The sequence below is a fragment of the Marinifilum sp. JC120 genome (assembly GCA_004923195.1).
In the GTDB taxonomy this organism is placed as follows: Bacteria; Desulfobacterota; Desulfovibrionia; order Desulfovibrionales; family Desulfovibrionaceae; genus Maridesulfovibrio.
On sequence record RDSB01000002.1, the window covers coordinates 1 to 24,242 of the forward strand.

The window sequence follows — 24,242 nt, forward strand, 5'->3', positions numbered from 1 at the left end:
TTTTACGCTGCCGCTCTTTCCCTTAACCTTACCGTAAACGCTCATGGCAGTGCTAACCATGGAAGCGACATTACCGGCCTCGGCAGGAAGGATCAGAGTTGTTGATTCACGGGCCAGACCTTCGAAAGCTTCCACGTAACGTTCAGCCACCCTGAGCGATGCTGCATCTGCTCCGCCTGATGTATTCAGGGTTGCACCAACGGTATGCAAGGCCTTGGCTGTGGCATCAGCGACCGTGGTTATGGCTTCAGCTTTACCTCTAGCTTCGTTCATGAGCCTTTCACGCTCACCCTCACTTTTAAGGACTTCATCAAGCTTTGCCGCCTCAGCCTTATTAATTGTGGCCTGCTTTTCACCTTCACTGCGGGCAATGTCCGCGCGCTTCTTGCGTTCGGCAATCATCTGGGTTTCCATGGCCGCCTTCACGCTTTCAGGCGGGGTGATGTCCTTGATTTCATACCGTAAAACCTTAATTCCCCAAGAAGTTGCGGCGGCGTCAATAGCCTCAACAACCTGCGCATTAATAGAATCACGTTCTTCAAAGGTCTTATCCAATGCAAGTTTACCAACGCAGGAACGAAGTGCTGTCTGAGCCAGCTGAGATGCTGCAAACCGATAATTGTCAATCCCATAAGCCGCGGCCTTGGAATCCTGAACTTCTATAAAGATGAGACCGTCCACCACGACACTTACGTTATCACTGGTGATACAGGTTTGCGGCAAAGTATCGAGAGCTTCTTCCTTAAGCGAAAATTCGTATGCCACTCGGTCGATAAATGGAAAAAGAACATGAAATCCAGCCCCGAGAGTAACCCGATACTTACCGAGTCGTTCCACGATGGCCTCTGTCTTCTGGGGAACGATACGTATGGATTTTATTATTATTACGACTAGAACCAGCGCAATGAAAATTACAGCAATCAAACCGGGAGCCATATCTTTACCTCATCTGTCAAAGTTTTTTAACTAAAAACGAAGTCTTACTTTTATCAGTCCATGAAACAATCCTGACCTTATCACCAATGCTAAACTCGTGACCATTTTCCGAAACAGCCTTCCAGAATGACCCCCGATACCTTATCTGACCATAACCGTCCGATGTAAAGTCCTTGCAAACTTCTGCAAGCGCACCTTCAGGAGAGCTATCGTACCCGTCATCGACAATATCAGTGACTTGGCCCTGAAACCAGCCCATTAATGTTTTGCGCAGGACCAGCAATGAACCAGCCGAGACCAGACAAAAAACAATAATCTGCAAAACCAGTGCATCACGAAGAAAATACGCGGTTGCCGCTGATAAGAGACAACCGAGGCTGAAGAAAATCAAAATCATTCCCGGAACAGCAAGCTCAAGCAAAGCCAGAACAAGCCCAGCACCAAGCCAAATTAACCAAAGTGGAAGTCCCTCCACACTCAACTCCTTAGATTCAAATATATTTTGACGTTCAATCAACACGAATTCATAATATACCAATTATCACAAGATAAACACTTCATTCAATAGAAATCAATTATTTGTATCATTGCGCTCTTTCCAAAAAAGAAAAGAACTGATCAATATTCACAAAAACTCCGTTGATTTTCGCAAATCAAATTTAAGCAAACTTTGGAATAGAGTTTGCTTCATGTACTTTACTATTGCCATTTGGTTGACATGAAATTTGTTATGCGTGTTAAATATCTGGCAACAGGAAGTGGACAACAAAAAAGGTACATCACATGAAAAACGTAATCTGGATTGTAATCGACTCTCTAAGATCGGATATGCTGGCTTCCTGCCTTTCCGATACAGCCGAATATAATGAAATTGACGAAGTTATTGAACAGGGTGCTCTGTTCACCGATGTCATGACCAGCGGAGGCTCAACACGCATATCAGCCCCATCCTATTTTTCAGGTTTACGCCCCGGACTGACCGGAATGATCACCCATGAAGTGCAATCCATCCGCAATCTTAAAGATGATGTGCTGACTGTTACCGAATACTTCAAACACCACGGCTACCAAACCTTCCGCTGGGCCGACAGCAACCTAGACTCCTGCCAGCCCAAACACGGTTTTGACGTATTTGAAGCCGGTTATCCGACTCTCATGCATACTCCAAATCGGGATTACGACAATAAAAAACGGGACAACTTCATCAAAAGGGTCCGCCAGAGCAAGAAACCTTTTTTTGCTAATTTCCATCTTTATCATATCCATGACTTCGGCGGGACCAAGAAAGACCGCTGGACTACGGATGAATACCTGAAGGTCGTTGCCAAGCAGGCCATTGACTTCAAAGCTCTTTGGGACAAACTCGCTCCCGGCCCGGACGACATTGTTGTTATTACTTCAGACCATGGCTGCATTCTCAATGAAAACTACATTGAATATGATAAAAATATGCCCTGGGGATTTGCCAATAACAAGACCCGTGTCTTTGCCTCCTTCCTCGGAGAAGGAATTGCTCCAAGCAAAAAACATGAACTGATCAGGGCAATGGATATAGCCCCTACCCTTCTCGACCTTGCTCTCGGTGAAGACATGAAAGCGCAAGGCATCAGCCTGAAGCCGGCCCTTCTAGGCGAGCCCACCCCTGAATTGATCGGGATTTCTGAACGCAGTGTAGGGTTGGAAGTAAAAAGTATCCCTGATTATGCATGCGTAAGAAAGGAACATTGGTCCTTATACTTTCACCATGGCGCCCCCATGGCCCTATACGATAATTCAGAAGGAACAAACGTAACCGATCACTTGGGCAAGGGCTTAAATATCGAGGAGGAACTGCATCAATTTTACAGGGAACTGGCTCTCGAAGGCCCGCAGACTGCGACTGAATTTTATGAGCAGGCAGCTCTATCCATTGATGAGATAAGAAGCGAGATTGAAGTTAGTATCCTGCTGCCTGTCTACAGGTGGAATGATGAGACCAGGTTGTGCATTGAAGCCTTGCTTGATCAGATTTTGCACACTGAGCTGATCCTCCTCGATACGGATGAAAGTGGCGAAATTGAAGCAAACATAAAAGAAAAATACAAAGACCGCCTTTACCTGCGCCATGTGGATGCCAATCAATTAGACCTCCATAAGATGCTGAATAAAGGACTTGAAATAGCATCAGGTCCGTTCACGGTTACAGCCACACCGGACTGCCAGTACACGGAAAATTTCTGCTACAGCCTGCGAGACATTTTTCTTACCAAAAAAGATACCGTACTCAGCTATCCGAATCTGAAAAGACTCATCAGCGACAACCGGGAAATGGAATACATCGGCAGCGATGATTGCTTTGACGAAATTATGTTTTCCCGCCTTGGTTCCGGCTTTGAACACAAGGCAAGTACCGCAGCATATTCCCTGCCTCATTTCAACGAGATCGGTGCCTGCGCCATGTTTGAAACGGACACCCTGCGCAATGCCGGGGGATTTGCACAAAGCGTAACAGACGTTATGGGTAAGACTTGGCATAAGCTGAACAAACACGGCAGAATTAGGCACGTAAACAAAGGATTGGTTATTTCCAAAGATAAAACCATCCTCAGACCGACCATGCCCCAGCCTGAGAGAAGTCACGACTTCAAGATCAGTATTCTGGTTCCCATGAAAGAAGCTGCTGAGCTCAAAATGCTGCCCATATTTCTGGGTATGCTCTCCAAACAGACCGAGAAATCAATTGAACTGCTGCTACTTAACCAAACTGAAGAAACTGATTTCATCACTGCTCTGGCTGCAAATTTTCCAGACCTCAAGATCCGGGAAATCAATCGGTCAAACGAATTTCATGAACTGCTTAACAGCGGCCTTTTCGCAGCCCGTGGAGAGCATATATTCTGGGCGGACATTTCAGATAAACTTCTGCCGCACTGCCTTTCAACTTTACTGGAACAAATTGAGGGCAAAGACGAGATTACGGCGGTTAAATGCGGACACATACTGCACGGGAAAGACAATGCCGCCCAAACCGTACAGGCCATGGGGCAGGTCCGGGAAATGTTTTGCCAGATTTGCGACCTTAGAGGGCTGCTCTATAAACGCAGAATGCATAATGATGTGGGAATTTTCAGATCACCCAATGAGAATGAGCAAGGCTGGGATATGTGCGTGCGGCTGGCCCTTGTCGAGCCTTTTACAATCATTGAAGAACCGCTGATAATTGCTGGCAGAACCTATCAATTCAGCATGCAGCCGACTATGGAATCATATCACCGGATACTACGCAGCTCCATCAACTCCATGGGTAACGCGGTCGATCTGGTCAGGCTGTACGAAGATGACTTCCGCAGACATAAAGCTGACCGGGCCCGCTACATCCTTGAGGATGAAATGATGGTCACCCTCAAACTGATCAATCAGAGCGGCATCAGTTCCGGAGCACTTCTGAGGGTGCCGAAGACCCATCTTATGAAATAAAAAACCTAATATCTTTACAAAAATTGAAAATCCCGGATCAGCTTTGATACTGATCCGGGATTCTTACATTTAAACCAAAGCTTACACTTCGATTAATTTCAAATCATTTAACACAAGATGTATCATAATACTCTGTAGAAGTGCTGGCTCGATAATTAAATTGGGCTGAATAACCTATGTTATATTTAGAAATATTAAATTTATTACTGCATAGCTGCCGCGCTTCGGATGCAGGTACACAAAACTTTTTCCCTTGAGATTCTTCATAGCGAGCCAGTATGGCAACATTCCCAAGATACTTTCCCTTTCCAGAAGAACAGTCGTAACACTTTACTGTAACAGCACCTACTTCCTGACAGGTCACCGGACTTTTTTCCTTTGACGCAAAGGTAGTTGAGACCAGTCCGCACAAAAGTAAGGTAAACAGCATCACTATTAGTATCTTTTTTTGCGACTTCATTGAGCCCTCCTAGTTATTATACATATCACAGCTCAATCAATAGCAAGACTAATTAAATATTTCAATGTTAAAAATAACTCCGCAAGACCACCCTGCTCAGCCTCCAGAGAACAACCAACACGGTAAACCAGATCCAAAGTTTTCCCCATTTTGCGTAAACAGTCCTCACTTCAGGAGAAAACACTTCCGCACTGATCACTACAGAGCTATTCTGTTCCGTCAGAGTAGCATAATCAAGTTCTCCGCTGGCCCGGACAAAAACGCCACTGCCGGAGTTGCTACAGCGCACCAAAGGACGCCGGAACTCAATTGTGCGAAAAATCCCCATGCCCAGATGCTTCATTTCCGCATCTCTTGAAGCAAACCAGCCATCGTTGGAAACTTCCACCAACAGATCCGCTCCCAAAGCAACTCCCTGCCGCACTAGTCCGGAAAAACCTGTTTCAAAACAGATCAGGGGCTGCACTTCAAGCCCTTGTACGGAGATTAACCTCGGCCCATCCCCTTGGGTTACTTCAATCCCCTGCCACAACATTCCCTGCACGAATGAAAAATCACGCAAGGGTGTTGCTTCACTAAAAGGCACAAGCCGAACCTTCCGGTAAACCGGAATTACACCTTTTCCGGGCCGAAAAACAAATACTGAATTGTACTTGGCAAGAATCTCCTGTGACGTAACTTGACGCTGCTTGTCATCTTCCAATAAATTTTGTTTGGATTCCGAGGCATAGCGGTATTCGTCACTTGGAATAAGTGCTGGAATTCCCAAATTTTGTAGTTCTGAATTCAGCCCGCTTGCAGCAAATTCATTGCCCGCACAATTAAGCCGGGGTAATTCAGGAAAAACAATCAGGTCGCCCCCTTTTACAATATCCATATACTCAGTCAAAGTTCGCGCGCACATCTCTTCATCAGTAGCAAAAGCTGAAATTGGAGCATCATCTGTCCCCCAGCGGACCGGAACATTGGGCTGGACTGAAGCAACTTTCAAAGTCCGATTGACTGGAATTTCAGCATTCACCCCATACTCGTTAAGCTTCAATTCGCCATACGCAAGCACACCACCAAGCAACACAGTGAAAGTAACAGCCCAGAAAAATGCCCTTCGAACATTTCCTAGACGGAGCGCGACAAAGACTTCAGCCAGTAGCCAATTGAGCAGCACCCAAAAGAAAAAAACCAGATATTCTCCACCAAAATCTGCGACCTGAATAAACTCAGGCCAGAGCGCGACAGAAAGAACACAGGAGGCAGGACACAGCACAGGGCGCAAAAAAACAAGTAATGTAAACAGGCTGGCACAAAAAAAAGGCCCAGCCACATATCCTCGTCTGTTCAGCCATCCGCAAATGCAACCAAAAACGGCAAAGGGCAAAGCCTGATAGCCCCAAAACAGGGCTGAAGCTCCAAATCCCTCCACAGGGGATAAATGAAGCATAGAGTCCATGGAATTCAGCAACCACCATGTCCCTGTCCCCCAGAAAATCGCCCCAAAAAGCAGGCCAGCCAGAAAACCGGAAACGCCCCCTGCCCCTCGCAAAACGAGAGCCAAAGGGACAAACGCCACCAATGTTAACCATTGATACTGCTCAAAAGGTAAAAAGAACCCCAGCAGGAAAGCTGCAACAGGCGACAGCATTAATGCCAACCACCAGCCGGGGTGTTTTATGAACCCAAATGATAAATTATTTTCAATCACTTATTGTTGCGCCTGATTATTTAAATTCAACTAGAGAAAAAAATACGTTCACACTGGCAAATCCCTTATAATTGTTGAGTTACCTTATATCCCGAGGGTATGTCTATGGAGCGTGCTGGAAAGCTCTACTTACAAAAAATCCCGGATCAGAGCTAAAGCTGAACCGGGATTAATTGCGCTACGTATAAGCAAAGTAAAATCTAACGCGGAATTTCCTTTCCATCTTTATGGACAGGATATTCATACCCGCCCTTCAGGAAATCTACTTTTGTTTTCAGAAGTTCTTTATAAAGGTCCGGCCTGCGGTCTTTCAGGTAGTAATACTCCTGCTCAGGATGGGTTGCACCATAGTATTCAGGGATTATGTCGGCAATGAGCATGGTATCCTGCTGGTGCCCGGCCTTGACGATCACATCACCGTGGGGACCGATAATTATGCTGTTACCGCGATAGTGCCATTCCCCGGTTTCACGCTTTTCATATCCAGCCCGGTTGCTGTAGGCATAAAAGACATTATTAGCATAAGCGAATGCTGGCAAAAGCAGGGTTGAAATATCAGGATAAGGAACATCACTACGCTTGCCGCTTGGCATGGTGTAGTAGCAGTCTGCGGCGGTAGGCCCTACAATCAATTTTGCACCCTGCAAAGCAAGGGAACGCACCAGTTCGGGAAATTCATTTTCATAACAATTGAGAACACCCACCGGAAATCCGAAAACCTTGAACATTTTGGGCGGAGTATCGCCGAATGCCCAGTTTGCCCGCTCCTGCCCGGCATACAGCTGGACCTTGCGATAGCTGTCCAAAAGTTCGCCATGTTCGTTGATGATGGCAATGGAATCGAAATACTGCATGCCCGCTTTGGTCTTCGCCTTTTCAGCATAGGGAACGATCAGAGCCATGTTCAATCTTTTGGCAACAGCGCGGGCACGGCTAATGCTGGGACCATCCTTAAATTCAGCTACTTTCTTAGCCTGCTCCGGGCTTAAGGAGTATCCGGTCACATAAAGCTCAGGAAAAGAGAGCAACTGCACGCCGCGTTTCTTCGCCAGTCCGGCAACCTTTTCCAGTCGGTCCATATTCTTGACAGATGCACCGGGACCACAATCAGCCTGCGCCTGATAAACACCCAGCCGTATTCCCTTGCCAGCTTCCGGTAACTCTCCATAAACTGAGTCCTTGAACATCAGCTTACGGTAGCTGTCCATCACCGTATTACCGTATTCCGGGGAGCAGCAGTCCGGGCAAGGCGGGCCCGCCAAAAGTGAAGAAGCAAGAAAGAAAAAAAAGAAAAGGCTGAAGCAAAAAATCTTTTTCATATCATCCCCCATTAAATAAGTTCACTGCCGCCGGAAATTATGGACAGAATTGAGAGGAGGATAACAGAAATAAAAGAATGGGGCACGGGGAAAGATAGATTGGGGCTAACAACGAAAAAGGCCCTGACTTTTCAGTCAGGGCCTCATAACATTCTGGCGGAGAGGGAGGGATTCGAATAGATACGATAAGAGGTTGTTTTAATGGAATTTAGAGGGCTATATTTTTGTAGTTACTCAGGGAGTTACTCAAATTTATGAAAAAAAGTTGAAAATAATATTTACACTTGTTGAAACATAGCCTTCAACTCGACCATAACAGCTTCATCGATCTCCAGTAAGGATTGCTCAACATTCGCTTTAATTGCCTCTACATCTTTCAACTCACAATGAACAATCTTCCACTGGTTGACATCCCGAGCAGACCTATCTTGCCATGTAACCTCTTCGTCAAATTCAAATTTTGAAAACATAGTCACTTTAGACTTTGAAAATGCATATGTAATAAATATACTGAACCATAGTAACGCTTTTTCTTTAGGAGTAAAAACAACCAAAAGGGAAGAATAAGGCACTTCTACAGAATGTTCAAAACCGCATATAACCTTTCTACTTTTAGTCACTGTTTTATATTTTACTTCTTGATTAAAAAGATTTGAAAGACCTAACATTCCACGACTGTAACCGTAACCGTTTTCATATTCTACTTTTTCTTTAGCTTGATAGCTCTCGTCCTTGTATTTGATCTGAACAAAATATCTCTCACCATTCTCATGAATCCATTTAGCTACTTTAGCTAAACTTTTTAACTGAAACTGCCCCTGTTTCTCCTCAACTTCAATATCATAAAGTTTCTGTAATGTTTCAGACCACTTATACCCATTAACAAATTTAGCAATGCTAGCAATAGATTTCAAAGCATCTTCTTCATCACAATATTTTCGACTCGAATCTTTTACCAATTTGATAAATTCGCCATCCAGCTGAGAATTGCTATCAACATCCTCTTCACTTTCCGGCAACTGATTCTTTTCTTCGCCAGTTGCCGGAGTGGAATGCTCTGAAATTTTATTTGTTATCTCTTTAACTAATTCCGATGAGATTTCCCCAAAAAGCTCCGTATTATCTGCCTGCTGTATAAACAATGGAGTTTGATGTTTTTTGACCGCGACATCATCTGAAATATAATCCATTATATCTCTATATCTAATTTCTTTATTCTCAAAATCCAACAATGATTGTGCAAAGCTCTTTGTAAACACACTATAGTCTGAAAGTGCCCATGATCTTTCATGTTTAGCTGATGAAAAAAGAAAATATGTTTTTTCAAATTTTTGATCCAGCGATTTTTCAAAAACACGTTGTAAATCAATGTCTGACTTAATGTATTCCGTTCCAGAATGACAGGCATCCACAACTTTAATGGCCAAATTAGGATTCAGCGACTTAAGCATACCATCAAGTTCACTGTTTTTTAATGAAGTCTGTCCTGCCTTTGACTTATCAAAATCTGTAAATAAATATAAAAAATCATCAGCAATAGTAGTTCCATGCCCAGTATAATAAAAGAAAACTTCTTCAATATCTTCTTCTTGGTACCTACGAATAAAATTAGAAAGTTCACTTTTTACTAGGGATGCTTTTGGGCTCAACTCAACCGTTAAACAATCATCATAATGGTTAGATTTTTTTACGAATATAGACATTAATTCAAGATCATTGCCACATGGAGGCAAATCATTTTCATTTACATATTTATCAACGCCAACCAGTATTGCTAATTTTTTTCCCATAAAGCTTCCTCCTTTGGTTTTCCCACCTACTCCAAAACACCCCGCCAATCCTGACTATGCCGCAGCACCCTCAAAATCTCGACATCTTCATTACAGCAGTAAGCCACGAGATACGCGCCTTTAAGCACGATCAACTCACGAGTTCCCGAAACTCTGCCAGCTCGTCCTATTTGGGGATGCTGCTCCAAACTCTTCACATTTTTTAATATGGCTGTGACGACTTTTCTAGCTGACTTCGGATCATCTTGACTTATGTATTCGGAAATTGAATCCAAATCCTGAACGGCCCGTTCAAGCCATTTAATCCTCGGCATACTTTGCCTCTAAGTCTTCCTGAGAGGTCCACTTGGCTTCTGGGCTTCTGGCTTCGTCCAGTCCTTCCTGAATCGCTTTGACCTGCCACTCATTCACATCAAGGTAACTGGAAATAGCTTCGCCAAACAAAAAGGCCTTCGATCTATTAGTTGCCTGAGCTAGCTTTTCAACGCGCTCTTTCATTTCCGAAGTCATACGAATTGTTACGACTTCACTCTTCGGTTCTTTGCTTATCATTTTTTACGCCCTCCATTTGTATTACAACATATTACACTGTAATACGAAAGCCAAGTCTTTGTTTATCAGATTTTCATAGAAAGATAAAAACTGAGTCGAACGAAGCATAAAAATTTCAAACCGCATCACAACCCCTACTCAAAAAAATAAATTAATTTTTTATTTCAGAAAACGTCATTTAGTGTCCCACAGCGTCCCCTGAGGTCATTCAGTAACGCACTAACCTAATTGGATTAATTAGTTTTATATGGTATCAATTGCTTTCATATAATTCCACATTTCAATTACGCACACGCACCAATTAGGAGCAGACATGGAAAAACCACCACTTTTCACGGAAAAGGAATATTCTGATACTTTTAAGTTGTTAGTACTTCTTATAATGGGGGTAGCACTTGAAACAGATTTGGTAGCTCGTTGTTGCCGATTCGCCACTATTCTCGCTATATTTCCAACCGGATTTTTCTTGGAAGGAAGAAGCCGAATAAAAAAGAAAAAAGCTCGACAAAAAAAAGTACTACAAGAGCAGCCAATTGCCTGCGCAAATGGCCGACTTTGCATTCCTAACGGGCATAAAATCTTAAGACATTACCTTCTTCTGTCCGTGGTTTTTGTGATTCTTTTACAATACGACCTTAAAGGAAAAAATATCCTGACCAAGACAGAAACCGAAATCGTAAATAAACTGAGAAAACAACAAGCAACTATCGCTATTCCGCTTCCATGCTCGGAAAACAGCCGAGTTAAACCGAGCAGAGTTGATAAATGGGAAAAGGATAAAGACTTAAAAAATCACTACGCCATAGCCCTCGATAAGATTCTTACTTGGGAAAAATCTGTAAATGAACCGGTTAGAGTACATAAAAAAGCACTCATTCATGCCTCTCGGAATTTTTTTAGCTCGTACTTCATTTACGGAGTTCCTACGGTATCTAGAGAAATGTTCATCACAGATGTAAGTAACTATATTATGAAAAAGACCCCTTCAATAAAATTCATTGAAAAAAGAGCCACAGAAGCGTGGCAATATCTTCCAGTAGATTTAAAGCTACTTGGCGGAACAACAGCTAAAAGCCAGCAGAAAGAACGCCCGAACACCCCTTAAAAAAGTTTAAGCCCTAAAATAAATTTAGTATCTTGTTGAATTAATAAGAAAACGTATGGTTTCTCCTGATGTCAAAAAACACAACACAGGAGAAAATTAATGAAAGGTAATGAAAAAGAACTTCTTTTAAATCCACATGCAGGATTCCTACGTCTCAAGGATGTCCTCAAAATTATACCCGTGGCCAGAAGTACATGGTTGCGCGGAGTTGAGAGCGGAAGGTATCCCCGATCAATAAAATTATCTGAGAGAACCGTCGCTTGGAATGCGGCTGAAATCTATGAACTTGTTAAGAAGCTTCAAACCGGAAATTCTTATCCTTTTGCCGAGGGTAATGAATAATGCCTTACCTGAATGAATTCAAACAGATATTAGAAGAGCATGGAATCTCAAGCGAAAATTTAATTCGTGACGGCCAGCTGCACCGGACTGCAACACACACCAAGCCTCATAAGAAGAACGCAGCCTACATAATCCATAACAACGATCCTGCCGTTTTGTGGTGGTGCAATTGGGAAACGGGAAATCAGGGTTCATATTCCCCCAAAAACACCACAGACACACCTGCGAATCAAGCAAAAGCTCAGGAACGGTTAGCTGGCATCAGAAAACAGCAGCGACTAGAGCAAGAGCGACGTCACGAAGAAGCGAGAGCCCGAGCTGCAAGCATCTTACAAAGCTGTTTACCCTGCACACACAGTGAATACCTACAGCGCAAGAAGCTGCCTATAAATGACAACCTTTTCCAAGGTCGAAATGGCGAACTCATAATCCCCATTCTTTCAGAAAGTGAGTCCGTACAAAGTTTACAGCGTATTTTTCCAGATGGTAAAAAGCGGTTCCTAACTGGCGGGAAAATAAATGGCGGATTCTTCTACCTTGGCAAAAACCCTGAAAAAGTAATTTATCTATGTGAAGGCTATGCCACGGCTGCAAGCATCTATCTCGCCTCAAAAGAGACAACTTACTTATCCTTCTCAGCCAACAATTTAAAGGCTGTCGCTTTATTCCTGCGTAAAAAAAATCCACAAATCCCCATAATCATATGTGCCGATGCGGATGAAGCTGGTCAAAAGAACGCTGGAACGTGTTTAACCATCGCTAATTTGTCCATAGCAACTCCTTCATTTTTATCTGTTGAAGGATCAGATTTTAACGACTTGCATTTAAGCCAAGGACTTGGAGAAGTTTCAACGCAGATTGAAGCGGCCTACTCTACACATATTCAAGCACAGAAATCGCAAGCACTATGTGCAATTAAACTAGGAGATTTTCTAGAAATGCCCCTACCAGAACGAGGATTTCTATTGAAACCAGTTATTCCGACTCAAGGGTTAGTCATTATGTATGCACCTCGTGGAATAGGTAAAACCTTTGCAGCGTTAAGCATGGCTCTGGCTATTTCCGGTGGAGGAGAAATTTTTGAATGGCGAGCATCCAATCAAAGTAGAGTTTTATATGTTGATGGTGAAATGCCAGCAAGAGCAATGCAGGAACGGTTAGCATACCTTGCTATGGGAAATAACGTTCCTCCTAATGCCACGAACAACCTTGTCCTTGTTACTCCGGACATTCAGCCCTGCCCCATGCCCGATCTATCTACTTATGCAGGACAACAAGCCCTTGAACCGCTGTTAAAAGACATTTCTCTCTTGGTTTTAGACAATATTGCCACCCTATGCCGGACAGGTAAGGAAAACGAAGCTCAGTCGTGGCAAAGTATGCAGTCGTGGCTGCTGGACTTAAGGCGCAGAGGAATTGCAGTTCTACTTATCCATCATGCGGGTAAATCTGGCGACCAACGAGGCACAAGTGCCAGAGAAGATATCATGGACACTGTGATCAGCCTACGCCGCCCTAAACAATACAAAATGACAGAGGGGGCTAGGTTCGAGGTTCACTTGACCAAAGCTCGTGGAATTTCTGGCGAAGACGTGAAGCCCTTTGAAGCACTCCTATGCAGCGAAAAAGAATCCTTTTACTGGAAGATTAAAGATATCGAAGATGCTGAATTAGACGAACTCAAAGTTCTTTTATCAGAAGGCCTGAGTATTCGAGATTGTGCTGAAGAAATGGGAAAATCCAAATCCGCAGTACACAGGCTAAAAAAGAGATTGGAAGCCACGAATTGAGAGCAAAATAGACTGCCAGTCCCGCTTTTAAATTCTATGGGGTTCGGGACACTGGGACAATAAAATTCGCTCCTAAATTATGAGAGAATATTTGCCCCCTATCCCCTTGATTAAAGTTCTCTGTTGGAAAAAATGAAATTAGCAAATGAAGCTGAAATAGAACTCTGCCAAGCACTAAATTAAAGCAAAATGCGGCGTTGTCCCACTGTACCACATCCTAGCAGAGAGGACGCGGGACAGTTAAATCCTGACTCTGTTTCGGCGTCTTCGAATGAATATAGATGGCAGTCGCAATTGACACATTATAGTCGTGCGGGATTGTCAGAGGTAAGGAGCAAGCCATGTTTTCGTTTCACTTAAACGCTTGCCCTGCGGGGAAGAAATAAATCAAAGCACAAAAAGCAAAATCACAAGATGAAAAATAACAATCAGAAAAAAACAGGTCGTCCCACTCTCCCAAGCGAGGATGTCAGACAGTACGTGATTGGCGTCCGTGTGAATTTAAAAGAGCGGACACTGCTAGCCAGCAAAGCCCGAATGTTAAATTTATCTCTTTCGCAATGCTTACGAGAGCTATCCATACAAAAGGACATAAAACGCTTAGTTGTCCCAGCCGTAAACAGACAAGCTTACGCCGAATTATCAAAGCTTGGGAGCAATCTTAATCAGCTTTTGCAGCTTAGCTATCGTTTAGATAGGAACGCAATCCCAGAGCAACTAATCAACGAAACGCACGAAGCTGTCACAAAACTACGCTGTGAACTGCTAGGCCTAAACAAGGCTGCGAAGAATGATAGCTAAACTCGTAAAAGGCACAGGTTTTCGCGGAGCTTTGGATTATGACCTCGGGAAAGCTGGTGCATCTATTTTAACAACCAATATGGCTGAAAAAGAGCCGAGAGAGTTGGCGCAGGAATTTGGAGCTATTCGTAATTTGCGGCCCAATTTAAAAAAAGTAGTTTGCCATGCAAGTATCAGTCTGGCTCCGCAAGAAAACCTAACAGACAAGGAATGGCGTGACGTCACGCAAAAATACATACAAGCAATGGGGTTTAGCGACTGCCAATATATTGCAACGAAACATACAGACACAGAACATCCACATATTCACATTGTAGTTAACCGAGTAACCATGCAAGGAGAAGTCGTAAGCGACAGTAATGATTTCAGAAAGCAAGAAAAATTAATGCGAAAACTTGAGAAAAAATACGACCTGCAAATTGTTGCAAACAGCAAAGAAGTCGATTCAAAAGCATTAACCAAAAATGAAGTTGAAAAAGCTCTCCGAACAGGAGAATTGCCTATCAGAATGCAACTGCAAAACAAGGTAAAAGAAACTTTAAACACGAACAAAGACCTTAATTTATTCATAAAGAAACTAAAAGAAAACAATATTGAAGTTCGACTCAACCGAGCCAAAAATGGAAATATCAGAGGCATTAGTTTTGCGCTGAATGGAATAACCATGAAAGGCAGTTCCCTAGGTAAAGGTTACTCTTGGAACGGACTGCAAAAAAGAGGATTATATGAGCAAAATGAAAAGAATAAAGAATTTATCGGCTGCGAAAGAAGAGACTCCAGAAGTGGACGAAATCACAATGATGGAAGCCCGCTTGGGATTGCTGAGCCAGCAGGAGCAACACAAAATCGAGAGCAATATGGAGTTGATCAAGCTTTTGAAAGAATTTCAAAAAGTAATCAAGGAATCAACTCGGACAGTAGAAAAAACCATCGAAGAAACAAGGGATTTTCCCGTTAAGGCCGTAAGGTTATTAGAAAGAGACGTAAGCCGCTGTATAGCGATATGTAAGCTAGTCAACAAGCAAGCCGGAAAAGCTCATGAGGAGGCATGCGAAGTCTATAACTATATGCAAAATGAAGTGCGGAAAAACACCTACATAAACATCGGAATTACATTTCTTTTTTCACTAGCTGGGGTTTTGTTTGGTGTGGTAATTATATTGTATAAGTTGGGGATTTTGTAAAAGAGGCTGACTGTCAGATCAAGTCGGAACTAATACAAATCAAATATGTGTTCGCTGTCATTTCCCAGCTTTGAAATCAAGCACGCCGAGACAACTCTGTTCATGGCAGCAGCCCTACTCAGCAAGTTTCAATTCCCAAGCAAGACAACCGCCGGGAACGCTTCCTCACATTTGAAGAGGCCCAGACCTTACTTACCGAGCTTAAACAGCACGGCGGACATACTCACGACATGGCCTTGCTTGCCTTGCGTTGCGGCCTGCGTTTCGGAGAAATCGCCGCCCTAACATGACATGACGTTGACCTTGCCGGAAAGCTGCTCTCAATCCGAGACACAAAAGGAAAGGTTAACCGCCAAGCATATTTGCTGGAAGATACGCTCTTAATGCTTTCAAATCGTCGCGAAAAACATAACGGACAAAACTCAGACCTCGTTTTCCCGTCCACTACTGGCGAAAAGATGTCCAGCATATCAAATGTATTTAGCAAAATAATTGACCCCATGTTCAATGAAGGAATCAAAGACGTGCGCATTCGATATACCATAGCTCGGCAATGACAAGGAATCATCTTTTTATTTGGTCTCAGTCGGCCTAACTATAAAAGCCCCTCCTTCACCTGAAAGAGGGGCTTTGCATTTTATGTAATACACAAATCACATAGTTTACTATTTCTTGAACCTACTGCGGAAGAATGCTGCAACAGGTGCGAATGCCAGCAACAGCCATTCCATGCCGAAAGTCTGAGCCGGATTGAAGACACAACCGGATGAACCTCCGGAAGTGGTGCCAAGAACAGCGGGGTCGGTGATTTTACCATCAACGTTGTCATCATCATACTGGCTGCCGTCTGCAAGCGCAAAGTAAACGGCGTAGGTAGTGCCGGTAGTGAGGGTATCACCTGCGCCTATTGCTCCACCAGTAGATGTGGTGATCCAGAAATCACCGGAACTGGGGCTTGCCGGAGCGGAGCTTAAGCGATTGTAAGTCAGGTTGCTTCCGGTCGCCTTTAGCTTGTAAAGAATTACATCGTTGAAAGCGTAATTCTCAGTAGGTGTGAAGTTGAAAGTAAAGGTGTGGGTTGAACCACTGACAACACCGCCGGTAGTGGTGAATTTCTGTACATCACTTACAACAGCCATATCCGGGGGAGTTCCGTAAGTCTGAGCCAGAACTTCCGGGGTTCTTTTTACCGGAACCTCGGAATCTACAACAGCACTGTCTTCGCTGTTCGGGTTGACGTAGTTATTTTTAGAACCGCCGCCGGAAGAGTTGATCTCATCAAGATATGAAGTGCTATCGGCACCTACTGTGAGGAGATACTGGCCTTTGGAAGAACCGCTGATATCTGTGAGAGCTACACCATCCCTGACAGTTTCAGTGGACCATGCTTTGGTTTCAACGTTGTAGGTATGAACTTTACCAGCATCGTCGGCAGCATAAAGGAAACCTTCGTATGCCCAGCAGGAAATCAGGTTCGGGTTGCCGGTGATTGCAGGCAAATTGGTTGCAGAACTGCCATCATAGCTTGCAGCGTAACCGCTGTTACCTACAACATATATTTTATCGCTTGCTATAGCGACGACATCGTTCAAAGTCTGAGGACTGGTCAGATTTACATCAGTGACGGTCCAGTTAACGCCTGAAGGTGAGTCGAACTTGTACAATTTGTCTGAGGTTACACCATAGATGGTGTCTGCATCCAGAATGCTCAAGGCATCGAGCCGACTAGGCATTGCAGCACCGCCACCGGTTCCCTGCTCGGTGTAGGTAATCTGGTTACCACTCATAATACCTTTTACCAAGCCACGCCCGCTAGTACCGAAGTATACAGTAGAGCTGTCAAGAGCCTGCATATCAAGGACAGTGCCTGTGGCTCCTGAATTTACTCCGATTTCAGTCCATTCAGTTGCACTCAAATCCTTCCACGCAAGGCCGTCACCTGTGGTCCCGTAGGAAACGACAACCTTATCTCCGGCACCGCTTACTTTATTGAAGTCGTTAGCACCGAAGAATGAATCATTATAGCGTTTTTCCTTCCAGACGATGGAGCCAGCACCTTCCTTCAGAGTACCGTTGTAGAGCAGACCGTCCTGACCGGCTACATAGATTTCACTCTTGGTTGCGTTGAAGACGCTGCTGATTCTTGTGCCCACCGGAAGCGCGCCGCTGGGCACTGCGGCGGTGAAGGTGTTACCTGCGGAGTAGCCGAGTTCGTCAAAATCAAAAGTAACTACTTTGGCTCCGGAAGCTGCAACACCGAGGGGGAAGCTGATTCCTAAAGCATTTTCAAGGTCTTTATAGTTTTCCCAGCCGCCGCTCTCAGTATAACGCCAGATTTCAGGGTCATCTGCTCCGCCGGGTTTGGTGACTATAGCCATGTCAGTTGCAGAACCGGAAATATCGCGAATTTCATTCGCAGCATCAATTCCGGTTGCAGGGCAGTTAAGGGCTTTGATTTGTATTTGGTTGCTGGTTACATCAGCTCCGGCCTGATCAGTGATCAAGTGCAACTTGCCATCAGAGGTAACCAGAACAACGCCATTGGTCACAGAAAATAATTTTTCAGCTGTTGCGCCAAGGCTACCGATATATGCGGTGATATCGGTTACAGCTGTCCATCCCGGACCGACTTCGGTTTTACTCACATCTAAATGATCATCAGCACCAGCGTTGGTAACACGGGCGTAAACAGTAGTTTTTATGCCTGAATCAATCCCGTAAAGACCATTGGTTGATGCGGCAAGGGATTGTACCCCCCCGCTAAGACCACTACCGGACCCCATAAAAGATTCAAAAGATGAAATTACTCCAAGATCCCTTGCCCCAAAGCTTGTACTGACAGCTTTAAACAAAACCGGTTCGTTATTGTAATTTACAACAGCTAAATGAGATGTTGCTATTCCCCCACCTACGTTAACCGCCCCCGGTTGCTTTGTTGTTTCACCTGCTTTATAAATAAGGATATAATTATCTATGCCATCACCACCAGTGACAGCTACGTAGGTGTCACCACCGGAAGTTGTGCCGGCCACGGGCTTTGAGTCTGTATTAGGGATGGCGCTTCGTGCGGGTTCTATTGATGCCTCAGTCCATGAAGAGTTGGGATCAGTGGAAGTGTACAGTTTCTTGGTAGTACCGTCAGCCATATAAAAAGTTGAGCCATAGGACAGAACTGCTCTAGGATCAGGAGTTCCGGAGCCGGGTAGTCCGGTCACAGAACTGATATCAGACCAGTAGGACTCGGAACCGTACATGGATGCACCGTTGTTACCGGAAGCAAAAGCCCTCTTGGTTGCACCATTGATAACAAGGTTTACATCATTCAGGTCTTCGGATGTACCGCTGGACTTGGAGACTACTTCCTCACCTGAAAGTCTGAACAGACTGCCCTCAGCACCGGCGATATAGCCAAGGCTGTCAGAGTTGCTGTACTCAATTGAAAGCAGGTTGGATGTTCCGGTATAGGCGGTAGTACCGTCTGCCTGTTTGGGCGCTAGCTTTGCGGTTGTGATGTTGGCAGTCAGTCCGGTAAGGTCCTGCGAGCCTTTAACGGCTGTGGCAGTGTCACCGACAGCATACCATGCGCCTTTGGCCTGAATGGAGATATCATTGATATTCGGGCAGTTTTCAACATTGAAGCCCACGACAGAGTCACTTCCAAGGGTAAGTGTATAAAGGTTGTTGGCGTTACCGTTGCCGCCACCTTTACCGAAAACAACGACCTTGCCGTCTTCTCCGGTCAGGTCTTTAATGCCGGTGATTCCGGCTGTGGCAATGTTTTCACCGACGAGGTCTGCTGCTGTCACTTTCCATGAAGTTTCGGACTGATCATAGTAGACGACAACACCATCTTGAGTCGCGATAACTATATCGCTATCACCTGCACCGTCTCCGCAGGTGGCAAGTCCAGCAATAGTCTTACCTGCAATTGCGGCTTTGGCAGGATCAGCTATAGTTACAACTGACCACATGGAGCCATCGGAACTGCTGACAAGTTCTCCTGTAGTCGTAACAGCCCAAAAATATCCTGAAGAGGTTGTCTCGTATACGGCATCTGCAAAATCTCCGGTCACGGAGGTTGTTCTTTTGGACCATTGCGGATCATTTCCTCTCATTGCATCCTGAGACATACGGTAAATTTTACCTTCGGCCCCAACGATGACCATGCCTTCATTGCCTGAATTAGTAACAGCACCGGCTGTAATATCCACAGCCAGTTTGCTAGGCGCATCAGAAGTCCAAGCCGCATAAGACGGACTGGATAGCGCGCATGTACCAGCGATAGCAGCAACTGTAATGGCCGCTTTCATTTTCTTGCTCATTTTCATTTATAAATACTCCTGCTTATTAAACTTACTAACTAACCCCAGAAAATTGGATCTCCACCTATGCAACAGGCTAATATTATTATTGATTTATTCATGTCAAACCGGAAATATAATTCACAGATCGACATTTTTTGCTTATATTTCTCTGTATTTTGAAATAAATTTCATACTTGAAGAGCGGGACGACTTATTTAATGAAAAATAATTCAAAAGCGAGAAGCTTTAGTTTTCTAAATTTCATAAAAATGAAAAAAAATTCTTAAAATTTCCTTAAAAACAAATTGAAATATTTTCATATGAATAAAAAAAGAATGCGCTCCCATCATGTTGGAAGCGCATTAGATATCTGTCGGTATTATTAAGGAATAGTATTACAGTTTTACCAGAACCCTCTCCAGGTTTTCGGCAGCACTGAATAAAGCGTTCATAGTTTCTTCTGTTTCTATTTCATTTTCAGAGGACAAGCTTGCCTCAAGAGCGGCTATACTTTGTGCAAAATCAATAATTTTCAGCAATGATGCTGTGCCGCGCAAGGAGTGGAGAATACTCATCATTCTCTCTGTGTCTCTGGCAGCATTAGCCTGCTTGAAATCTATAAGGAAATCTTTGATATACAGAGAAAAGTCCTTTAGCTGGGCCTTGTAAAAATTCATGTTTCCCTGACAGTCTTCCATGGCCGCTTCAACGTCAATTCCGGGAATATCTAAGTCATGTTCAGTTAAAGGCATGGGTGCCTGCCGGGTTGGAATCCAGTTTGCAAGGCAGTCAAGGAGCGTGCTTCTGGTAACCGGTTTTGTAAGGTAGGCAGCAAAGCCCTCGTGTTCGGACCTTGCAATGCTTTTACGGGTGGCGTTCGCGGAAAGGCCGATAAATACGGGTGATTTTTCACCGGTATTTTCCTTGATTCTTTTGGCTGCATCAAAACCGCCCATCACCGGCATCTGAATATCCATAATTACGATGTCATAATGGTTCTGCGAAGCTCTGTGTACGGCTTGTTCTCCGTTTTCGGCAGTATCTACATCCAGCCCCACGGACTGAAGCATTCTCTCAATTATTTCGCGATTGATCGCTATATCCTCGACCAGCAGAATTCTAGCTGAACCGGAAAAAAGTCCCACCTTCCCTTTTGCTGTTTTACGGAATCGTGATGGTATTTGCTCTTCCGGTAATTCAAATCCGTGCGCAATTTCTAAAAATAAACGTTTGGCCCTGATGGGTGATTTGATTACACCATATCCCGTAAAGTCAAATATTTCAGTATCTACCTGTGGGGTGCAGCAAAGCATAAATGGAGCTTGCGAAACAGAGAAATACTTACAAATTTCATTCTTTATTATAGGTAGATCCTTGATAAAGTCTGTGTCTGGAACTATGACCAGCGAAGCAGATACTTGACTTGTTTCTAAAAGTGAAGCCATGTGTTGAATATCCGTACACTGGATGGTTTCAAATCCGAAAGTCAGCAACAGATTTACAGCCTGCAAGCTCTGCTGGGAGCTATTATCCAAGATAATAGCCTTGTGTCCATTCCAGCATTCAGTTTCTTCTTGCGCATCAACTTCAAGAGTTTTGAATGGTAGGATGAAGCTGAAAGTGCTCCCGGTTTCTGCCTCACTGGAGACCTCAAGCCTGCCCCCCATAAGTTCAACAAGACGCGCGCTGATAGCCAGTCCCAAACCGGTCCCACCGTATTCACGCGTGGTCGAGGTATCTGCCTGTGTGAAAGGTGCGAAAATAGACGCTTGTATTTCGGAACTGATTCCGATTCCAGTGTCCGTAACCGTAAAGCTCAACAATACCGAGTCGGCGGAACGGGAGACACTATCGATATCTATGGTTATGCTGCCTTTGGGAGTAAATTTTACCGAGTTGTTCACCAGATTCAGGAGAACCTGCTGCAAACGTAATGGGTCGCCCTCAAGGCGTGGCGGAACATCTTTTCCCGTCAGCAGGGTTAACTTAACATTTTCTGAGGCAAGAGAACCGTTAGCCACATCAAGGACCAAATCCGTAATTGTGTCCAGATAAAATGGAACCGTTTCAATTTCCATCTCGTTTGATTCTATCTTGGAATAATCAAGAACGTCGGTTAACAGGCCGAGCAAGGAACTGGACGCAGAATTGATACTTTGCAGGTCATGAGCGCGACTGCGGTCTTTTTCCGTGTTGAGCAGCATCTCGGAAAGACCAATTATCGCGTTCATGGGTGTGCGTATCTCATGGCTCATATTGGCAAGGAATTCACTTTTGGCTTTGTTTGCAGACTCCGCTTCCTCCTTAGCTCTGGAGAGAACTTCCCTTGCCCTATCGCTAAGCAGCAGGGCCATTACGGCGATCTCCATGACGTGGAAGATAATGGTCGCAAAATACAACCCAACCATAAGCGAATAAGCTTCAAGCATGGTATTGGTCTGTAGGTTTATGCGCATAAAAACCATCCAGACCAGATAAAACAGGCTAAAACAAATAAATACAATTGAAGTTTTTTTGTGGAGCGGGCGCGGGCCGCGATAAAGTTCCTGCGCGGAAAGAAACATACACAGACTCATTATGCAGACACCAAGCGTAAAACGGAACTTGAGGTCAGGAGCAGAGACTACGTTATAACTCAATATAATACCGGGGATTATTGCAACTGCCAGAATTACCCACCAGAGAGGAGCTTTGTTCAGGTAGATTCTGAATCCGCTCCAGATGAGAAGCGATCCGAAAAAAGCCAGTGAGTTGCCGAGAAAAACAGATGCAACTACCGGAATATCCGGCCTGACCGCTAAAAAGGTGACTGAAAAACCTACAAACAAGTACCCCACACTCCACCAATTAATAGACTTGTGTCTGGTGAAATGTTTACCGAGCCAAAACAAAGCCACCCCATTAACCAAAGAGATTAGTGCAAGGGAAATCAGCAGTGTTTTCAAATCAAGATCCAGCATTGATGACTCCTTTCATCACTAGTAATGCGGCGGCAGTTCAGCAGTATTTATTAATCTTCCAGATCGTATTTTTTAAGCATATTGTAGAGCTGGCGGGAAGATATGCCCAGTGCGGCAGCCGTTCTGGTCTTGTTACCGCCGCTGCGGGCATAGACAGTTTTGATGAATTCCCGTTCGGATTGCTCCCGAGCCTCCTTCAGCGAAGACGGTTCTGATGGGAAAATAAGGTATTCCTCTTTCAGGAGAATATCACCGATTTCAACTTGTTCTATCAAATCTGAAGTAAGTGCTGCTCCTGAAGAAACTTTAAATATACGTTGGACCAATGTTTCCAATCCCTCAAATTCACGGACAAAAGTAGCGGCGGAGAGGTATTCCAACAGGCTGTTGTCAACATCCGGGGTAGGAACATTGAATGTTGCGCTCAACTTTTTCACTATATCTTCAGCGATTAATGGCAGATCTTCCCTGCGTTCTCTAATTTCCGGCAGTTCGAGCTTAATTCCCCAATAGAGGAAAAAGAATTCTGAACCATAGGTTGCTTTGAGCTTCGGTATTGACTGCAATGTACTGGTTGAGATTACTGAAATTAGCGCCTTTTTCGAAGAGTAACGGGATATACGTGTCTCCAGTATACTTAGCATTTCAGACAGAATTATTGGATCAGCCTGATCAATGTTTAATAAAACGCAAGTGCCCGTGCTTCCGTATTGGTCTAGAAAAATGTTTAATCTGTCTTTCGCGTTTTGTTGGGATAGACTTTCTCCATCAACCGAAAAATCGGTTTCGTATACAGGACCGTCAGTCTGCGGAGTGCTTTTGCACATATGTTGCGCAAAGTTTTTCTTTCCAGTCCCCGGTGCCCCGACAAGCAGGACATTCATGCCTACAGCAGCGAGTTGATCTGCTTGTGATAAAATATTAGTAAAGGTGGCCCCTCTGGTTTTCAGGCGAGATGCCCCGGCTGAGCTCTCGCCATAAATCCCAGTGTTTTTTTCCATCTTGCGGGTAGCAATAGTTTTAATGTCAGCGAGCAGCTTGCGGGCGGGGTCTCCTTTAACAAAATAAGAATAAGCACCCATGCGAATAGCTTCCACTGCGGTATCAATGGATGCATGCGCTGTAATAATGATAACTTCTGTAGTGGGGTAATATCTTTTAATCAGCTCAAGAATCTGCATCCCATTCATGTCGACCATTTTCAGGTCTACTAAGATCAAGTCATATGGATGCTGGTTTAATACCATAAGAGCTTCATTTGGATGTTGCGAGACATCTGCGTCATAGCCTGCTGCACCCAGAACGGTTTTAATAAAGCGTGCATCAATAGCATCGTCTTCTATGATCATAATTTTAATACTGCTATCCACAAAAGCACCTGTACCTTAGACTATTGAGTGAAATACATAATCAAGTGTATTTATTAGAAATCACCGCAACTATCAAGACCAGAATTCCCCCCAATCATCATAACACTTACAGACATTCTGTCCATGAATATGCGCACAAGATCGTGTGATCCTGCCACACTTTTCTGGACAGTT

At 44.2% G+C, this 24,242-nt stretch carries 17 protein-coding genes; 6 read left to right on the forward strand and 11 right to left on the reverse strand.

Annotated features, from left to right (window positions below; all coding sequences use genetic code 11):
- Together D0S45_02655 and D0S45_02660 are read right to left on the reverse strand one after the other, a co-directional pair.
- A partial coding sequence (locus tag D0S45_02655; protein TIH19097.1) for a paraslipin occupies positions 1–936 on the reverse strand: 936 nt, incomplete at its 3' end.
- A gap of 16 nt (positions 937–952) precedes the next feature.
- The gene (locus D0S45_02660) at positions 953–1,474 is read right to left on the reverse strand and encodes a hypothetical protein (protein ID TIH19098.1); all 522 of its coding nucleotides are present in this window, start codon (positions 1,472–1,474) and stop codon (positions 953–955) included.
- Between the two features lie 245 nt (positions 1,475–1,719).
- On the opposite strand from D0S45_02660, the gene D0S45_02665 reads away from it, so the two are divergent.
- Complete coding sequence (locus D0S45_02665) at positions 1,720–4,392, forward strand: glycosyltransferase (protein ID TIH19099.1); 2,673 nt, start codon at positions 1,720–1,722, stop codon at positions 4,390–4,392.
- Positions 4,393–4,495: 103 nt separating this feature from the next.
- On the opposite strand, the gene D0S45_02670 is transcribed toward D0S45_02665, so the two are convergent.
- The 6 genes from D0S45_02670 to D0S45_02695 all read right to left on the reverse strand — a co-directional run bounded on the left by D0S45_02670 (position 4,496) and on the right by D0S45_02695 (position 10,212).
- Positions 4,496–4,852 carry a hypothetical protein gene (locus D0S45_02670; protein ID TIH19100.1) on the reverse strand — a complete coding sequence of 119 codons (357 nt, stop codon included), beginning with the start codon at positions 4,850–4,852 and terminating at the stop codon, positions 4,496–4,498.
- Positions 4,853–4,919: 67 nt separating this feature from the next.
- Positions 4,920–6,491 carry an apolipoprotein N-acyltransferase gene (gene lnt / locus D0S45_02675; GenBank protein TIH19101.1) on the reverse strand — a complete coding sequence of 524 codons (1,572 nt, stop codon included), beginning with the start codon at positions 6,489–6,491 and terminating at the stop codon, positions 4,920–4,922.
- A gap of 260 nt (positions 6,492–6,751) precedes the next feature.
- The gene (locus D0S45_02680; GenBank protein TIH19102.1) at positions 6,752–7,882 is read right to left on the reverse strand and encodes a nitrilase; all 1,131 of its coding nucleotides are present in this window, start codon (positions 7,880–7,882) and stop codon (positions 6,752–6,754) included.
- 266 nt (positions 7,883–8,148) lie between these two features.
- On the reverse strand, positions 8,149–9,660 hold the full coding sequence (locus D0S45_02685; protein TIH19103.1) for a caspase family protein: 1,512 nt from the start codon (positions 9,658–9,660) through the stop codon (positions 8,149–8,151).
- A gap of 26 nt (positions 9,661–9,686) precedes the next feature.
- The gene (locus tag D0S45_02690; GenBank protein ID TIH19104.1) at positions 9,687–9,974 is read right to left on the reverse strand and encodes a type II toxin-antitoxin system RelE/ParE family toxin; all 288 of its coding nucleotides are present in this window, start codon (positions 9,972–9,974) and stop codon (positions 9,687–9,689) included.
- Positions 9,961–10,212, reverse strand: a complete 252-nt coding sequence (locus tag D0S45_02695) for a ribbon-helix-helix protein, CopG family (GenBank protein ID TIH19105.1) — start codon at positions 10,210–10,212, stop codon at positions 9,961–9,963. The genes D0S45_02690 and D0S45_02695 overlap by 14 nt, the downstream gene beginning before the upstream one ends.
- A gap of 313 nt (positions 10,213–10,525) precedes the next feature.
- On the opposite strand from D0S45_02695, the gene D0S45_02700 reads away from it, so the two are divergent.
- The 5 genes from D0S45_02700 (at position 10,526) to D0S45_02720 (ending at position 15,208) form a co-directional block, all read left to right on the forward strand.
- Complete coding sequence (locus D0S45_02700) at positions 10,526–11,317, forward strand: hypothetical protein (GenBank protein ID TIH19106.1); 792 nt, start codon at positions 10,526–10,528, stop codon at positions 11,315–11,317.
- Positions 11,318–11,416: 99 nt separating this feature from the next.
- On the forward strand, positions 11,417–11,659 hold the full coding sequence (locus tag D0S45_02705) for an AlpA family phage regulatory protein (protein ID TIH19107.1): 243 nt from the start codon (positions 11,417–11,419) through the stop codon (positions 11,657–11,659).
- Positions 11,659–13,449, forward strand: coding sequence for a toprim domain-containing protein (locus D0S45_02710; protein TIH19108.1), 1,791 nt, complete (start codon positions 11,659–11,661; stop codon positions 13,447–13,449). The genes D0S45_02705 and D0S45_02710 overlap by 1 nt, the downstream gene beginning before the upstream one ends.
- 414 nt (positions 13,450–13,863) lie before the next feature.
- Positions 13,864–14,250, forward strand: a complete 387-nt coding sequence (locus D0S45_02715) for a hypothetical protein (protein TIH19109.1) — start codon at positions 13,864–13,866, stop codon at positions 14,248–14,250.
- Entirely contained in the window at positions 14,240–15,208 is a 969-nt protein-coding gene (locus D0S45_02720) for a hypothetical protein (GenBank protein ID TIH19110.1), read from the forward strand. The genes D0S45_02715 and D0S45_02720 overlap by 11 nt, the downstream gene beginning before the upstream one ends.
- Positions 15,209–16,099: 891 nt before the next feature.
- Here the strand turns inward: D0S45_02720 and D0S45_02725 are convergent.
- The 3 genes from D0S45_02725 to D0S45_02735 all read right to left on the reverse strand — a co-directional run bounded on the left by D0S45_02725 (position 16,100) and on the right by D0S45_02735 (position 24,068).
- Positions 16,100–19,762: a hypothetical protein gene (locus tag D0S45_02725; protein ID TIH19111.1), complete on the reverse strand. Its 3,663-nt coding sequence runs from the start codon at positions 19,760–19,762 to the stop codon at positions 16,100–16,102.
- Between the two features lie 371 nt (positions 19,763–20,133).
- Entirely contained in the window at positions 20,134–22,698 is a 2,565-nt protein-coding gene (locus D0S45_02730; protein ID TIH19112.1) for a response regulator, read from the reverse strand.
- A 50-nt stretch (positions 22,699–22,748) separates the two neighbouring features.
- Positions 22,749–24,068: a sigma-54-dependent Fis family transcriptional regulator gene (locus tag D0S45_02735; protein ID TIH19113.1), complete on the reverse strand. Its 1,320-nt coding sequence runs from the start codon at positions 24,066–24,068 to the stop codon at positions 22,749–22,751.
- Positions 24,069–24,242 lie beyond the last annotated feature (174 nt).